Here is a 16,010-nt window from a genome sequence, read left to right on the forward strand (position 1 = left end):
TTTTTTGAGGAAAGTGAACTTTCCGTATTAAACAAGGAGGTGGAAGTATGGATTCTCCCCATTCGAGGCGGTTTAATCATACGAGAAATATTTTACAGCATCACACATTGATTGATGAGGAGATCCTTATACTTCACCCCTTTTGCTATGGTGATATAAGGATCTCCTGAAAAGGGAGGTACAGATTGCCATGGTAAAAAACATGACATATGATGAACTGATTTTACGCATTATTATTTTACTGAGAGACGGAAAACGAAAAGAGTTTCAAAACGTTTTAGAGGAACTGCAGCCTTATGATATGGCGATTCTGTTTAAGGAAATGCCCGAAAAGCACCGCGGCCGGTATCTGTCTTTTTTAACGGTTGAAGACATTACCGATCTCATGGGCGAACTGGACAGAGAAGAGCAGCTTGTCGTTCTGAACAAGGTCGGCAAGGAAAAGGCGATCCATGTAATGAATAAAATGGACAACGACGACCTTGCCGCGCTCTTCGAGGAAATGGACTCAGAGCTGAAAGACCAGCTTCTTTCCAGTATGGAAGCGGAAGAATCTGAAGCGGTCCGCGTTCTGATGAACTACCCGCCTGAAACAGCGGGAAGAATCATGACAAACCGCTATGTCTGGATTCCGCAGCATTACACGGTAAAAGAAGCGGTTGTCAAGCTGAAAAGCTTTGCGGAAATCGCGGAGTCGATCAACTATTTATACGTTATCAATGAACAAAAGCAGCTTGTCGGGGTTATCTCATACCGGGATCTCATTTTGGCAGAACCCGATGAGAAGGTTCAGGAATTAATGTTTACAAGGGTCATCTCGGCGGACGCTCTTCAAGATCAGGAAGAAGTCGCAAGGCTCATTGAGCGGTACGACTTTCTGGCGATTCCCGTTGTAGAAAAAAACCATGAGCTTGTCGGGATCGTAACGGTCGATGACATTATTGACATCGTCATCCAAGAAGCGAATGAAGACTACGAAAAATTTGCTGCATCAGGTAAAGCAATCACGTTTGATACAAAATCGTATGTCGCTGCATATCGACGTTTGCCGTGGCTGATCTTGCTTCTGTTCATCGGTTTGATCTCAGGCAGCATCATGAGCTATTTTGAAGACACACTGCAGCAGGTTGTCGCATTGGCCTTTTTTATGCCGATGATTGCAGGAATGACGGGTAACACCGGAACGCAGTCTCTCGCTGTCGTCATCAGAGGGCTGTCAAAAGAAGAACTCAATAAAAAAACGATTTTCCGCTTGATTTTCCGGGAGCTCAAGGCCGGCATTATTATCGGCGTTGTTTGTGCGGTCGTGATTACAGGAATCGCGATTGTATGGCAGGGGAATCTGCTGCTCGGATTTGTGGTAGGGACTTCGCTCTTTGCCACACTGATCATCGGAACGATGGCGGGAACGATCGTCCCGATCATCCTTCACAAGTGCAACGTCGACCCTGCGATTGCATCGGGTCCGCTGATCACAACTTTAAATGACATTTTGTCACTGCTGATCTACTTCGGTATTGCAACTGCATTCATTCATTCACTGTAAGACAGCAGCCCTCCTTTTTTAGGGAGGGTTTTTTGCTTGCCAGAATCCGTAAAAGCCTATATATTTTAGGCAGAGATCAGGGGGGATTGGTATGAGAAGATTTGCAGCTGTGCTGATTTGTTTAGCCGTTGCAATGGTTGCTGCCGGCTGTCAGAATGAAGATGAAGGAAAAGACAGGCGGCTCGTCGCAGTCGAGGGTATGCTTGAGGCGATATTGAACGATGATGTGTCAAAGATGAAGCGGTTGTACGTGGAGGGCGCAATCCCCTCTCCGGAAACAATCCTGGAAAACAAACAGAAATGGGGAATTTCCGGGCTTCGTGCTGATGATTTTCAAATTTCTGAAGCGAGCATCCATGTGTTTCATGCCGCTTACAAGATGGAAAATACCGGTCAGCCCGGAACGATCGCGTTTCGGATACGCAATGATCCAGATAAAGGCGTTATGATTGATTTCATCGGATACATAAAGGAAACGAAACAGCAGGAAAACAGGTGACGAATCATCCGGAGGGTATGATTCGTTTTTTTAGCGGTTTTTGTATTTAAAATGAGCGTTAAGCTGTCCTTCGAGCATTTTCTTTCTGAGCTGCTGGTCGTTTTTCAGTCTCTGTTCTTTTTTGCGCATATCTTTGAGGATTTCTGCCGTCTGAACACCGTCTTCCCGCTTGTTTGCGATTTCCATCAGCCGTTCGACGTCAGCAAAGGAATACTTGCGCGTGCCTCTTGAAGAGCGCTGCGGATAGATCAGCTTGCGTTCTTCGTAATAGCGGATCTGCCTGACCGACAAACCCGTCAGCTCGCTGACAATGCCAATAGAAATCACTTTTTTATCTTTATAAGAAAGATCTTCGACTGTCATTTTCCCACCCCTAAGATGACTTTTTTTGTATTATATAAGAAAACGCGCGAAAAAACCTGATGTTTGTTAGAAAATCTAACATTGTTGAAAAACTTTTAAAAAAATCGCGGAAGAAAAGTTTACAGGAACCATGCAAGGGGTAAAAGTGTTTTGTATGCTGTAGATACAGACTGATGAGGGGGAATCATTGGATGAAGGAACACAAAGCGGTCTCACTCGCCAAAGAAATCGTTGCTTTAGACATTAAAAGAGACGAATTGCTCGAGACATTAATGAATCTTGCCGGAAAGGATGCGTTTCCGCTGCTGAGGGCGGTGCAGAACGGCTTTTATCAAAAGTCCTCTTAAATCCGGAAGTGGGAGTGAAAGCAAACTTTACACGGCCTTAAAGCCTGGTTAATAAATAAGGTCTATTCTTATATTACAACACACGAAAATGAAAGGAGAAGATCATGAGCAGGTTGTTAAAAAACGCTTTGGAAAAGGAAAGAAACCATTACTCAAAAAAACTGAGCTCACTCGGTGAGTATAATCAGGATGTTTTGCAGAGGATGACGATTACGGAGCTCAGAAAAGAATATTTTTATTTTTTCCGGAAAAATAAAGCCCGTGTTCAAAATCGGCCATTTTGAAAAAACGGGCTTCTTTTTAATATCTTAAAAAAAATAAGCAGGAGTTTTCTTTCGAATCACGAAAATATATACTTATAGAATATGGGAAAAGCATGACCCTTTCTTTTTCTACATTTGTAAGGGTTTTCATTTCCCGGGTTCATTTTAAGAAAATAGTATAAGAGGTAGATGATATGAGACTTTCGTTTAATGAGGAAGAAGTTCACCGTGCTATGTCGCTGTACAAGGTTTTTGCCAGGGCTTTTAAAAGCGTTTCAGAACATAGTATTCGGGACAGCAAGGAACACGGCTTTAATCCTACAGAATTTGCTGTATTGGAGCTTTTGTATACGAGGGGAGCCCAAAAGCTGCAGCAAATCGGCTCGAGGCTGCTCCTTGTAAGCGGAAACGTAACCTATGTGATCGACAAATTGGAAAAAAACGGTTTCATCAAACGAGAGCAGGACCCGAAAGATAAACGGTCTGTCTATGCGAATTTGACAGAGAAGGGAAAGGCATATCTCGATGAGATTTATCCGATCCACTCCCTGAGAATTGCGCGGGCTTTTTCAGGCTTGACAAAAGAGGAACAGGAGCAGCTGATGGCCCTTTTAAAAAAAGCCGGAATCCACAGCCAGCATCTATTGTTTCGCTGAAAAAGTCAGTTTTCCGAACGGTCAATTTCTTTTAAGTGATCGAGAATAGCTTTGATCTGTTTGTCTTGGGGCTGTCTGAAGAAGCTTTCGAAAGGGCATCCGAGCTCTTTTGTGCGTTTGATGACAGCCTCCATCGTAAAATTTGAGGGTGCCAAGTCTGAATGGACTTCATCCCAAAACAGTGGTGCGGCCACTGTGCCAATCTCATTGCCTCTTGTGGAATACGGGCAGATGATCGTTTTTCCCGGAGCGTGCTGCACATAATCAATATAGAGTTTTCCGCCCCTGTTTTTAATCAGGCGTTCGGTTGTGAACAGATCGGGAAAAAGTGAGACGCAATAAGAAGCCGCAAAGCTTGTGAAAAGGCGGGTTTCTTCATAAGTAAAGGCGTTTTTTGAAATCGGAATATAGATTTGTATCCCTTTATTTCCCGACAGCTTTGGAAAAGACAAGAGGCCAAGCTGTTCAAATAAACGGCGCAATTCATTCGCGGCTCTGACGGCCAGTGGAAACTCCGACCTTGAAGGCGGATCGAGATCGAAAACGATTTCGGTCGGACGGGTCGTATCCGCTGTTTGAAAAGGGATATGGAACTCCAGCGCAAGCTGATTGGCAAGCCACAGCAGAACTGAATAATCGCTGCAGATGATATGCTCGTGCTCGTCATCCCGAATGGACGTGATAAATTCGGGTGCGTAGTCGGGCTTGTTTTTTTGAAAAAAAGATTCTCCGCCGGAACCGTGCGGATAACGGATAACGGTAAGCGCCCGATTGTCGAGAAACGGAAGCAGAAAATCGCCGATTTCATTCAGATATCCGATGTAATCCGCTTTTGTTTTATTGCTTTTAGGAAAGATGACTTTATCAAGGCTTGTCAGCTGCAAATCGGGGTGGACGTTTCTTGAATGAAGCAGCAGGCGCTTGTAAGTACAATCTTCCCAAGCCATGTCAAATTCAAAAGAAACAAACGACACCTCGCGCAATGTCCCGTAATGAATCGTTAAATAATGGACCGTCATGCAAATCGACGGATCTATGGTATATTCGCCGGGCTTTGTTTCGGTTCCGTACTGCTTGACGATTGAAAGAATGGCGTTTCTTTCCTGTTCTCCGAGTCCGTGGGAAACCAAACCGACTTCTTTGATTTGACCGCGGTCATAGACGGCGATTGTCAAATAACGGTTTGCCATGTTGTAGCCTGTCATAAATACAGCTGCTTTTTTGTAGTTTTTGAGCTTGAGCCATTCGGCTGTTTTTTTATTTTCAGCCCAGCGGCTGTCTTTTTTCTTCGCAACAATTCCCTCGCCGTCAAACCTTTTAACAGCATTCCATAGAGCATGGAAATCTGAAGTGTCAGGGATGTATTGAATTCGTGCGTGAGCCATCGGCTCGGGAGCCATCGGCAAGCCGAGTTCTTTCATCAGGTCGGAAAGCACGCGTTTTCGTTCGGTATAGGGGAGTGAGGTTAAACTTTCTCCTTTAAAGACCAGTAAATCAAAAGCGAGGTAATGACACGGTTTCTTCGCGGCAGCTTGTTCAATCAACTCGGCCTTTTTGCTTAACCCTCTTTTTTGGACGTATTCAAACCGGGAACGAAAACGGTTTGTCAACGACACAATTTCCCCGTCAATCGTGATTGGCAAGTGTTCTTTGAGATTTTCGATCATGCTTTTTGCAAATTCCGTAATTTCCGGAAATGTGTTTTCGAGCGGCTGCGCGTTTCTGCTGATGAGCGAAACGTCGCCGGCCGCAGAAATTTTTAAAAGCCCCCGATACCCGTCATACTTGGCTTCATACCGCCAATTGCCGCCTGAAGGAGCGGATGTGGTCAACACGGGCTGCATCGTAATTCCCATTTTTTATTTTGCCTCTGAAGCTTTTTTGCGCGACGTTTTTTTCTTTTTTTCCCCGGTTCCTTTTGCAACAGGCGTTTTTGCCGCTTCCCGGTCAGGCGCTTTTGTCCGTTCGATGCTGGCTTGGAGAGCGCTCACGAGATCGATGACATCCTCGCGCGGAGCGGCGGCTCCGGCATTTGGTGTGACACCCTCATTATGATCGATTTTCTCTTTGATTTTATCCATCAGCGCAAGTCTGTACGTATCTTCATATTGTTCAGGCGCAAATGTCGTCGTCAGCTCGTCTATTAGTGAAATCGCGGTTTGCAGCTCTTTTTCGTTGACCGCGGTTTCCTCCGGAACACCGGGTACGTGGGCCGCGTTTCGGACTTCATCAGGGTAGTGGATAGACTCCATTAAAATGCAGTTCTCGTAGACGCGAAGAATGGCGAGCTGTTTTTTGGAGCGGATGGTCATATGGGCGATTCCGATCTTTTCTGTTTTTCTGAGCGCTTCGCGCAAAAGTGAGTATGCTTTTACACCGTTATCTCCCGGTCCGACGAAATATGAACGGTTGAAATAGATGGGGTCGATTTCCTTTAGCTGGACAAAATCAACAATTTCGACAGCTTTGTCTTCCTGCTCTTCTTTGAGCTGTTTCAGCTCATCGTCCGATAAGACGACGTATTTGCCTTTAACATATTCGTAGCCTTTGACGATGTCGTCGGGCGCGATTTCCTGGTGGCAGTTTGTGCACTTTTTCTCATACTGAATCGGGGCGCGGCATTCTTTATGAAGCGACCTTAATTTAATATCCTTATCCTCTGTCGCTGCGAACAGTTTAATGGGGATATTGACAAGGCCGAAGCTGATTGAGCCTTTCCACATCGTATGCATCGGTTCGGTTCAACTCCTTTTCTTTTATTGATGCCTCTCTGCAGATTGTTTCATGAATAGCAACTTATGGATAACAGCGCGAAAAAAAAGCATCCAGGCTTCGGCCCGGATGCTTGCGGCGATACAGTGATTTGCTTGGGGAAAGCGCTTAGTTCGGCTCGGGTTCCTCCTGCAAAGACGGTCTGTTCTTTCTGGCGAGAGAAGAAGAAAAATATTGATATCTGCTTTTGCTTTTGTGCTTCGCGGCGTACATGGCCATGTCGGCTTTTCTCATCAGCTCATCACCGTCTGTTCCATCGGCCGGGGAAACGGCGATTCCGATGCTGACGGATGTTTTGAGGCGGTGCTCTTTAATGTGAAAAGGCGTTTCAAACTGACTGATCAATTGCCTGGTCAGCTGATCGGTTCCATGTAAAGGGGCGACAATGATAAATTCGTCACCGCCTAACCGGGCGATGAAGCCTTCATCAGGCACACAATGCGCCAAACGCTGTGCTGCTGCCACCAGCAGCAGATCTCCGACGTCGTGGCCAAGGGCGTCATTAAACACTTTGAAACGGTTTAAATCCAAAAACAATACGGCCGTCCCCGTCTTCTGCCGCTCCAGAGCATTTGCGAGATGGTCGACTGCATACCGTCTGTTTGGCAAATCTGTCAACGCGTCATAGTGAGCCATTCTATGGATTTTGCGTTCTGCTTCACGCTGGTTTGTCATATCTTTACAAATGACATAAATGCTGTCAAGCTGCTTTCTGACGTACACCGGTATCAGCGTCACATTTACATCAAAACGCTTTTCAGCTATTTCGATTTCCGTGTCGCGGTTGAGGGCCTGTTTTTCATTTTGGACCTGAAGAAACCAGTTGAGCAGTCTGTCATGATCCTCCTGTCGAAAAAACGAAGACAGGCGCTTAGGCTCAACTCCCATTTTTTCAAGAAGGCTGTATCCCGATGAATTGGCGGAAAGCATTTTGCCTTCAAGCGAAAACACGTAGATCGGATCAATGTTGTGGTTAATTAAGGACTGGAACCGTTCCTCATTATCTTTGATTTTCTCGATATGAAACAGCAGACGCTTGTCAGTGAAGGCGCCGAAAATCAAGAAGCATTGAAGCATCAGGCTGACAAGTACGATCATAATGCCCAGTTCAATTGCATCGATTCCTTCGCGGCCTGTATCACGGCCGTCAGTCATGAAAAGCGTAGCTGCTGCCATTCCTGTATAGTGCATGCCGGAAATGGCGCCGCCCATTAAAAGCGCGCTTCCGATTTTAATGAACAAGATCCGAAAGGAGCCGGTTTTTTTGGCGAATACCACTGACAGTTTTAAGGCAGCGAAGGAGGCGAAAATGGCGATTGCAAAAGAGGCGGCATAAAGAACGGGATGATAGACGATTGTCATATTCTCCATCGCCTCCATCCCGAGAAAATGCATGGATGCGATCGCACTTCCCATTGCAAGGGAGCCCGCCGCCAGTCTTGCATTCGTCGGTTCTTTTCCATTCACAACATAAAATGAAATGAGCGAGCCTGCGAAAGCGGCAACAATCGAAAGCAAGACGAATCTCAAATCGTATTTCATTTCTTCGGCTGTCTGAAATGACAGCATCCCGATAAAGTGCATAGACCAGATACCAAGCCCCATCGTGAGGGATCCGGCCAAAAGCCATCCGATATTTTTCCTGCCCTTTGTATGGACGACCCGTTCCGATAAATCAAGGGCTGTGTATGCTGCCAAAACCGCAGTGATATAGGATAAAAGAACGAACCATCCATTATATTCACCAAAAACTTCTGTCACTTTCTTCTCCGCCTTTTTGTACTATGATGAAAAATCTGAATTTCTATACTGTATTATGAAAGGCCAGACTGCCGTACTCTTAACCGTTGACATAAAAAAGCGGCAATAGCGCTACATCCGGTATAATTCGTGAATTATACTATATATAATGAAATTCGCCAATAAAAAATGATATCCTTCTGCTCTTTCTAAGGAGGACTTCCCATTTTGCTCTTCAATTTTCCTGAATTGTGTTAAAATCGTTTTTGTACGTTCTTTGGAACTTGAAATTATCAATCGTCAAAGGTTGTGGTCAATATCGAGGAGTTTATTTTATCATTGGCTGAGGCGTTTAAGAGCCTCTCGTATTTAGGGATTTTTCTGGCGCTGTGCATCGAATTCGTGCCGGCTGAAATCGTTCTGCCGCTTGCCGGCTACTGGGTGTATCAAGGCGATATGTTCCTGATCGGGGTCGTTGCCGCAGGTTCACTGGGAGGTGTCGCAGGTCCGCTGACGCTTTACTGGCTCGGGAGGTACGGGGGGCGGCCGTTTTTGGAGCGCTACGGCAAATACTTCTTCATTAAGCCTGAAGCGCTCGAAAAATCGGACAGGTTTTTTGAAAAGCACGGGGGGTTTGTCGCATTCAGCGGCCGGTTTATACCGGGCATCAGAACGCTGATTTCCATTCCATGCGGACTCGCTAGAATGAACGTGTGGGTGTTTTGTATTTATACATTCCTTGCGATCACGCCGATTACGTTCGTCTATGTCTATTTAGGCTTTTACCTCGGCGAAAACTGGAGCAAAGTCGGCAGCCTATTGGACGGATACCTTCTTCCGGTCGGCATCGGATTCATCGTTTTGTTCGTTCTTTACCTTTGGGTGAAAGGCAGGCGGAAGAAAGTCAAATCGCAAAGCGTTTCAACTTTTTTAAATAAAAATAAGGATTGACAGCCGGGCGCATATGAGGTTAATATTATCTTATAATTCAATATTTTCTTTTATCCCAAAGGGGAGTAGCGTCCGGATGTTAAAACCGGAAACAAAGTCGTCAGTTCATGGATGTTCATCCATCGGCTTTGTTGGCATGATTTAATCAATGATAACCATGTCTAGCAAGACCTTTGCCTAATGTTGGCAGAGGTCTTTTTTGTTTTCTGAAAATACCCTGCTGCATTAGCGGGAATAAGAGAAAGAGACAATCACTTAGGAGGAATTATAAAATGGATGCAGCATTATTACTTGAATATGGTTGGGTTCTTCTCATCCTAGTCGGGCTGGAAGGTATTTTGGCCGCGGACAATGCCCTCGTCATGGCGGTCATGGTTAAACACTTGCCTGAAAAAGACAGAAAAAAAGCGCTCTTCTACGGGTTGGCCGGCGCGTTTGTGATGAGGTTCGGCGCTTTGTTTGCGATCTCTTTTCTTGTCAACGTCTGGCAGGTGCAGGCGATCGGCGCCGTCTATCTGCTTTACATCTCCATTCACCATATTTTGAAAACCCATGTTTTCAAAAAGGACGAAAAGGTGAAAGAGTCGAAGCAAAGCGGTTTTTGGCCGACGGTTATCAAAGTTGAGCTGGCGGACATCGCGTTTGCCGTCGACTCGATTTTGGCGGCGGTTGCGCTGGCTGTCACACTTCCGGCAACGAACCTGCCGCAAATCGGCGGACTTGACGGCGGACAGTTCATGGTGATTTTAGCCGGTGGGATTATCGGACTGATTATTATGCGTTTTGCTGCAAGTCAATTTGTGAACTTGTTAAAGAAACGTCCGAGCCTGGAAACGGCTGCTTTTTTGATTGTCGGCTGGGTTGGTGTGAAACTGACGCTCTATACGCTCGCACACCCGCAAATCAACATCGTCTCTGAACATTTTATTCATTCAGGTACTTGGAAGTTCATCTTCTGGGCGGTGCTGATCGCCATTGCGCTCGGGGGATGGTTTATGACAAATCCGAACAAACACGAGAATAAAGCTGCAGAGGAGTAAACAGCTTTCGCCAGACTGCCGGTATTCATCGGCGGTCTTTTTTGTTTGCCCGCACTGGGAAGCACCAGGGATGATTGCCCTAGTCCAACCGAAATAAGATTTCATTTTATTAACAGGCGTGTTACAAAAACGGCGGGAAAACCCCCTTAATCGTCAAACAGATCACGAATTGTTCTAGGAGATCAAACAAATCATTGTCACAATTGAAAAATTAGAAATGAATACCGCGTTTTCTCCTTTGCGAATCCCTATCAAATTAGCTATCATTAATGAGTAGTATAGGGAGGAACTGAGGTGAAACCAGTGCTTAGCCTTTTGTTTAAGACAGGAAAAAAGAAACAACAATCATTAGAAGAGTCTGTAATAAGCATACAAAAAGGAAATCAGCAGTTGCAAAACGAGCTTATCCATCAGTATAAGCCTTTTGTGGCTAAAACGGTTTCATCCGTGTGCAAACGATATATAGATGAAAAAGATGATGAATTCAGCATCGGCTTGATTGCATTCAATGAAGCCATTGAAAAATATTCTTCAGATAAAGGAAATTCTCTGCTGGCATTTGCAGAGCTGATCATTAAGCGCAAAGTCATTGATTATATCAGAAAAGAAGCGAGAAATGCCCAGAATATCAATATGGACATGCAAGAAGGAGAAGAACAGGAATCCTCTCAAAGCATGATTGAAGCGGAGCTTTCCATTCATGAATTCAACCGCATGCTCGAACAGGAGCAGAGGCGGGAGGAGATTTTCCATTTTAAAGAAAGGCTTAAAAGTTTTGGCCTGTCTTTTTCCGATTTGCTGGAGCATTCGCCGAAACATACGGATGCAAGGCAAAACGCCATCAAAGTGGCATATACGCTAGTCGAACATGAAGAGTTAAAAAAGATCTTGTTTGAAAAAAAGCAGCTTCCCGTCAAACAGCTTGAAAAGCTGGTGGCTGTCAGCAGAAAAACCGTAGAGAGAAACCGCAAATATATCATTGCTATGGCGATCATTATAACGGGCGATTATGTTTACCTTAAAGATTATCTAAAAGGGGTGCTCAATTCATGAGAAGAGGAATTATTGTAGAAAAAAATAAAAAATTCGTCACATTGCTAACCCCTGACGGACAATTTTTAAAAGCAAAGAGCACAGAGGAAGATTATGAAATCGGTCAGGAAATTGCTTTTCCCGCGGAGACGAGAATGTCGAGGAAGCGTGCGGGCTTTTTTGATCTGCTTTCGCTCCGTCCGCTGAAAGCAGGCGTTTTTTCAATCGCGGCGATCATGCTGCTCGCTTTCATGATCATCCCTGATGTTTTAAACAATAAAGCATACGCCTATATGACGATCGATATCAATCCAAGCTTTGAATTGACACTCAACAAAAACTGTGAAGTTATCGATTTGGTGCCGCTGAACGAGGATGGGAAGGACTTAATGAACAGTATAGAAAATTGGGAAAAGTCTGACTTTAAAGAAGTGATCAGTGAAATTGTCGAAGACAGCGATAAGAGCGGTTATGTCACCGAATCAAAAGAAGTGCTTATCGCCACCGTATATGAAAACAATAAAGATGACACATATAAGGCGACGGTAAAAAGCGAAATCGATCATGTAGCGAAAAAATACGAGCAGCAGAACTATAAGATGGAAGCGGTGGAATCAGACCTTGATACGCGTGCAAAAGCACAAAAAGAAGGCATCTCAACAGGCCGTTATATCCGTTCCCACAAAGATGAATTAGAAGACAAAAACAAAGATGATGACAATGAAGATAACAAAGATGATCAAAATCAGGGAGAAGATACAGGAGAAAAAGAGAAAGCTGTGAAAGAAGAAGATCAGCCGGAACAACATACGGATGATGAAGAATCAGATACGGAAGATCATCCGGACGGCGAAAAACCTTCAGATCAAGATCACTCTCAATCTGATCAAGAAATGGAAAAAGAAAAGGAGTCAAAATCCCCTAATACCGAAAACCCTCAAGAACATAACCATAATGACAAAGACGGTCAGCAGTCGGAGGAAGGAACGCAGAGAAGCGGTTCCGGCACAAATCAAGAGAGCCCTAAAACTCCTTATCAAAAGGAGAAAAAACCTTCTGACCAAACAAATCAACAAGAATATCCGCCGAGCGGGCCCGGCGAATAAACCATAGGGTATTTATTTGTCAGTATGCCCATTCATTTGAGCTTGTGCCTGCTGTACAAGTCGTTTTGTCATTTCCCCGCCTACAGACCCGTTTGAGCGAGCGACCGAGTCCGAGCCGAGCTGGACGCCGAACTCCTGGGCGATTTCATATTTGAACTGGTCTAAAACCTGCTCCGCCCCGGGAACGACGAGTTTATTCGTTCTTGCCATGATTCTCAACTCCTTTTTCAATTGGTACTGCTTGTTTAGTTTGAAATGGACTGAGGCTTTTTATGCTGGCAATTGTTGAAGGTGTAAAAAAACGCCTGGCTCAATAGCCAGGCGCACCGGTCAGCGGCGATTACTTCATACCATATTTTAAGAAGACGCTGTCAATCATGGAATGGGCGGTCGCCTGTATGTGCGAAGCGATAACGGATAGCACAGTGACAGCGGTGATATCTCTCACTTTGTTCCATTCGGGATCGGCCAGATCTTGATAAAAACCGCGGAGCTGTCCAGTCTGCTCGATGACGATTTTTTCGAGCGCCGATTCATTCAGCGTATAGTCTTTGATCCGGTACACATAATCGAGAACCCGCGCATACCCTTCATAAAAGCGCAGCGGACTCACCACATCATCTGAGCGGTCTGTAATCGTATTAAAAACCGTTGTTAAGATTGGACGGATCGTTTCGAAGTCATAAACCGATTTTAAGTCTCGTACAATGAGAAGGATGACGGCTTGGTCGATGGAATATTTTTTGCTGAGTTCCGGATGTCCCATCAAATCTTTTATATCGCGTTTGATCCAGTTTTGGATGGCTGTCGATTTTAAGGATGTCAGTTCGCACAAATTTCCAAGTTCAACAATTTCATTTGTGGAAAGCCCGTGTTCCGTTTTTGGCTTTTTTCGTTCGTACCGGACAATGAATTCGGGGATGTCCAAATTGTCTTCCGGCTCATCGTGCGCCAAATCGGCCGATCTCAAAAGAATCGCAAGCGGACTGACATCCAGCTGCCCTTTTAAAGCGTACATCAGTTTGGCCATTTCCAGGCGAGTCAGTTTAAAAGGTTTCATCATTCCACCTCATTATGTATTAAAATGAAATAGCAAACAATATAAACATTATCTTACGTCTTATCACTTGCATTTTCAATTCTATGCCGTATAATTTTATTATACGAGTTCATTTGATCTTATTATAACATGGAGGTAATCATGGGAAAAAGAATCTTTCTCTTTCTTTTATCGAACATTTTAGTTATTACGACGATCGGTATTGTGCTGTCCATTATCGGTTCGCTGACAGGCGTAGGCACGTATTTCACGGCTGGCGGCGGCATCGATATTGTTGCGCTTCTCGTATTCAGTGCGGTTGTCGGCTTTGTCGGCTCCTTTATGTCGCTTTTGATGTCAAGATGGATGGCGAAAATGGCGATGGGCGTTCAGGTGCTGAATCCTGATAAGCAAACGCTCAGCTACGAAGAGCAGCAGCTCGTTGACCGGGTATATAAGCTGTCCCGCGCCGCCGGACTGACAAAGATGCCTGAAGTCGGCATCTACAATTCACGCGAAGTGAATGCCTTTGCGACAGGGCCGTCCAAAAACCGCTCGCTTGTCGCTGTATCGACGGGTCTTCTTCAGGAAATGGATGACGACGCAGTGGAAGGCGTTCTTGCTCACGAAGTCGCGCATATTGCAAACGGCGATATGGTAACGATGACGCTCCTTCAGGGAATCGTCAACACGTTTGTTGTTTTCTTCGCCCGGATTGCGGCATGGGCTGTTTCACGCGTTGTCCGTGAAGAGCTGGCGCCGATCGTTCACTTTATCGCGGTCATCGTATTCCAAATCGTGTTTTCCATTCTCGGAAGCCTTGTCGTGTTTGCGTACTCCCGCCACCGCGAATATCATGCGGATAGAGGAGGAGCAGACCTTGCAGGCAAGGATAAGATGATTCACGCGCTCCGCTCGCTTGAGCAGTACACTTCAAGAGTCAAAGAAGAGCAGGCATCTGTTGCCACTTTGAAAATCAACGGGAAAAAGCACACATCGCTTTTCTCAACACACCCTGATTTAAGCGACAGAATCCGCCGTCTGGAAGCAAAATAATCAATATGCAAACCCCCTTTTTCAAGGGGGTTTGCTTTTTAAATTTAAAAATCGAAAATCGGCTGTACATAAGAGCATGTTTCCTTTAAAATGGAACACGTTATACACAAGAAGCGCAACTTTTGAATATTGAAAAGAAGGAACGATTATGAAGGTTTTATTGAAAAAACTACTGCGCGTGCTGTCTCCTGTACAGCTGATCGCGCTCTATTATTTTTTGGCGGTGACGGTTTCCGTTATATTATTAAGTCTGCCCGTTGCACACAAGAATGATGTGGAATGGTCATTTATCGATGCCCTTTTTACTGCGGTGAGCGCAGTGAGTGTAACCGGTTTGACGGTTGTTGATACAGCTGATACATTCAGCACAGCCGGAATATGGATTTTGGCGTTTGTTCTGCAGTTTGGCGGGATCGGTGTGATGGCGCTCGGAACATTCGTCTGGCTGATTTTTGGCAAGCGGATCGGTTTGAAAGAGCGCCGGCTGATTATGACCGATCAAAATCAATCCAACTTATCGGGCCTTGTCAAGCTGATGAAGCACGTGCTCGGCTTGATCCTGCTGATCGAACTGTTTGGCGGGCTGATTCTCGGAACTTATTTCTTAAAGTACTTTGAGACACCTGGAGAAGCCTTTATGCACGGATTTTTTACAAGCATCAGTGCAACGACCAACGGAGGTTTCGACATTACAGGCAACTCGCTGATTCCGTTTCAGCATGATTATTTCGTTCAGTTTATCGTGATTATGCTGATCATTCTTGGAGCGATCGGCTTTCCGGTCCTCATCGAGGTAAAGGATTTTCTGCTCAGCAAAGAGCGCAAATTCACTTTCAGCCTGTTTACCAAACTGACATCAGTCACTTTTTTCCTTTTAGTGATTGGAGGCGCGATCGGCATATTCGCCACGGAAGCGCGCTTTGCCTTTTCAGGAAAATCGTGGCACGAAGTCATATTCTATTCGCTGTTCCAGTCGACGACGACCAGGAGCGGCGGACTCGCGACGATCGACATCAGCCAATTCACGCATACGACCATTTTGTTTATGTGCATGCTCATGTTCATCGGCGCTTCGCCAAGCTCTGTCGGCGGGGGCATCCGGACAACGACCTTTGCCTTAAACCTGTTGGCGCTGTATCACTTCGCGCGGGGAAATAAATCGGTGAAGATTTTCAAACGTGAACTGCACCAGGCGGACTTAATGAAGTCATTGATTGTGACGCTGATGGCGGTTATTCTCGTTTTCGGCTCGACACTCATTTTGACAATGACGGAAAAACATTCTTTGCTTGAACTGCTGTTTGAAGTGTGTTCCGCCTTCGGTACGACCGGCTTGTCGATGGGCATTACTTCAGATTTGAGCACGATTGGCAAAAGTGTCATCATCCTTCTGATGTTCATCGGCCGAATCGGCATTGTCACGCTGCTTTATTTATTCGGCAGAAAAGAAATCGAAGCGAACTACCATTATCCAAAGGAAAGAATAATTATCGGATAAGAAAGACAGTTTAGTTAAACTGTCTTTTTTTATGATCATAAAGTCGGTCGCTGTATTTATTTGTATGATATAATGCTTAAATGGCGGATTGAAAAAAAGGGG

17 protein-coding genes are annotated in these 16,010 nt (G+C 45.1%); 11 read left to right on the forward strand and 6 right to left on the reverse strand.

Annotated elements, in window-relative coordinates; genetic code table 11:
- Positions 1 to 190 precede the first annotated feature (190 nt).
- Entirely contained in the window at positions 191 to 1,546 is a 1,356-nt protein-coding gene (gene mgtE / locus MKZ04_RS02690; RefSeq protein ID WP_020451112.1) for a magnesium transporter, read from the forward strand.
- A gap of 91 nt (positions 1,547 to 1,637) precedes the next feature.
- Positions 1,638 to 2,045, forward strand: a complete 408-nt coding sequence (locus tag MKZ04_RS02695; protein WP_341045252.1) for a hypothetical protein — start codon at positions 1,638 to 1,640, stop codon at positions 2,043 to 2,045.
- Positions 2,046 to 2,075: 30 nt separating this feature from the next.
- Here the strand turns inward: MKZ04_RS02695 and MKZ04_RS02700 are convergent, their stop codons facing one another.
- Positions 2,076 to 2,408, reverse strand: a complete 333-nt coding sequence (locus tag MKZ04_RS02700; protein WP_020451114.1) for a MerR family transcriptional regulator — start codon at positions 2,406 to 2,408, stop codon at positions 2,076 to 2,078.
- A 191-nt stretch (positions 2,409 to 2,599) separates the two neighbouring features.
- Between MKZ04_RS02700 and MKZ04_RS02705 the strand changes: the two genes are divergently transcribed.
- From MKZ04_RS02705 to MKZ04_RS02715, 3 genes are all read left to right on the forward strand, one after another.
- Positions 2,600 to 2,755 carry a hypothetical protein gene (locus MKZ04_RS02705; protein WP_020451115.1) on the forward strand — a complete coding sequence of 52 codons (156 nt, stop codon included), beginning with the start codon at positions 2,600 to 2,602 and terminating at the stop codon, positions 2,753 to 2,755.
- A gap of 104 nt (positions 2,756 to 2,859) precedes the next feature.
- Positions 2,860 to 3,039 carry a hypothetical protein gene (locus MKZ04_RS02710; protein ID WP_020451116.1) on the forward strand — a complete coding sequence of 60 codons (180 nt, stop codon included), beginning with the start codon at positions 2,860 to 2,862 and terminating at the stop codon, positions 3,037 to 3,039.
- Positions 3,040 to 3,212: 173 nt separating this feature from the next.
- Positions 3,213 to 3,674, forward strand: coding sequence for a MarR family winged helix-turn-helix transcriptional regulator (locus MKZ04_RS02715; RefSeq protein WP_020451117.1), 462 nt, complete (start codon positions 3,213 to 3,215; stop codon positions 3,672 to 3,674).
- A 5-nt stretch (positions 3,675 to 3,679) separates the two neighbouring features.
- Here MKZ04_RS02715 and MKZ04_RS02720 read toward each other — a convergent pair whose 3' ends face one another.
- From MKZ04_RS02720 to MKZ04_RS02730, 3 genes are all read right to left on the reverse strand, one after another.
- Positions 3,680 to 5,530 carry a DNA ligase D gene (locus tag MKZ04_RS02720; protein WP_341045255.1) on the reverse strand — a complete coding sequence of 617 codons (1,851 nt, stop codon included), beginning with the start codon at positions 5,528 to 5,530 and terminating at the stop codon, positions 3,680 to 3,682.
- Between the two features lie 3 nt (positions 5,531 to 5,533).
- Positions 5,534 to 6,406, reverse strand: coding sequence for a non-homologous end joining protein Ku (gene ku / locus MKZ04_RS02725; RefSeq protein ID WP_026579818.1), 873 nt, complete (start codon positions 6,404 to 6,406; stop codon positions 5,534 to 5,536).
- 148 nt (positions 6,407 to 6,554) lie between these two features.
- Entirely contained in the window at positions 6,555 to 8,207 is a 1,653-nt protein-coding gene (locus MKZ04_RS02730; protein WP_149169429.1) for a sensor domain-containing diguanylate cyclase, read from the reverse strand.
- A 288-nt stretch (positions 8,208 to 8,495) separates the two neighbouring features.
- Between MKZ04_RS02730 and MKZ04_RS02735 the strand changes: the two genes are divergently transcribed.
- The 4 genes from MKZ04_RS02735 (at position 8,496) to MKZ04_RS02750 (ending at position 12,315) form a co-directional block, all read left to right on the forward strand.
- Entirely contained in the window at positions 8,496 to 9,137 is a 642-nt protein-coding gene (locus MKZ04_RS02735; RefSeq protein WP_149169430.1) for a DedA family protein, read from the forward strand.
- Positions 9,138 to 9,409: 272 nt separating this feature from the next.
- Positions 9,410 to 10,177 carry a TerC family protein gene (locus MKZ04_RS02740; RefSeq protein WP_020451122.1) on the forward strand — a complete coding sequence of 256 codons (768 nt, stop codon included), beginning with the start codon at positions 9,410 to 9,412 and terminating at the stop codon, positions 10,175 to 10,177.
- A gap of 294 nt (positions 10,178 to 10,471) precedes the next feature.
- Entirely contained in the window at positions 10,472 to 11,230 is a 759-nt protein-coding gene (sigI, locus tag MKZ04_RS02745; RefSeq protein WP_023856784.1) for an RNA polymerase sigma factor SigI, read from the forward strand.
- A complete protein-coding gene (locus MKZ04_RS02750; RefSeq protein WP_023856785.1) occupies positions 11,227 to 12,315 on the forward strand; it encodes an anti-sigma-I factor RsgI family protein in 1,089 nt (362 codons plus the stop codon). The genes sigI and MKZ04_RS02750 overlap by 4 nt, the downstream gene beginning before the upstream one ends.
- A gap of 12 nt (positions 12,316 to 12,327) precedes the next feature.
- On the opposite strand, the gene MKZ04_RS02755 is transcribed toward MKZ04_RS02750, so the two are convergent.
- Both MKZ04_RS02755 and MKZ04_RS02760 read right to left on the reverse strand, forming a co-directional pair.
- The gene (locus MKZ04_RS02755; protein ID WP_020451125.1) at positions 12,328 to 12,525 is read right to left on the reverse strand and encodes an alpha/beta-type small acid-soluble spore protein; all 198 of its coding nucleotides are present in this window, start codon (positions 12,523 to 12,525) and stop codon (positions 12,328 to 12,330) included.
- A gap of 130 nt (positions 12,526 to 12,655) precedes the next feature.
- Positions 12,656 to 13,375, reverse strand: coding sequence for a DUF1836 domain-containing protein (locus tag MKZ04_RS02760; RefSeq protein ID WP_341045261.1), 720 nt, complete (start codon positions 13,373 to 13,375; stop codon positions 12,656 to 12,658).
- Positions 13,376 to 13,516: 141 nt separating this feature from the next.
- Here MKZ04_RS02760 and htpX point away from each other — a divergent pair, with 141 nt between their 5' ends.
- Entirely contained in the window at positions 13,517 to 14,410 is an 894-nt protein-coding gene (gene htpX, locus MKZ04_RS02765) for a protease HtpX (protein WP_020451127.1), read from the forward strand.
- A 148-nt stretch (positions 14,411 to 14,558) separates the two neighbouring features.
- Entirely contained in the window at positions 14,559 to 15,908 is a 1,350-nt protein-coding gene (locus MKZ04_RS02770) for a TrkH family potassium uptake protein (RefSeq protein WP_020451128.1), read from the forward strand.
- Positions 15,909 to 16,010: the final 102 nt, after the last annotated feature.

The sequence above is a fragment of the Bacillus sp. FSL W7-1354 genome (assembly GCF_038002405.1).
GTDB lineage: Bacteria > Bacillota > Bacilli > Bacillales > Bacillaceae > Bacillus > Bacillus paralicheniformis.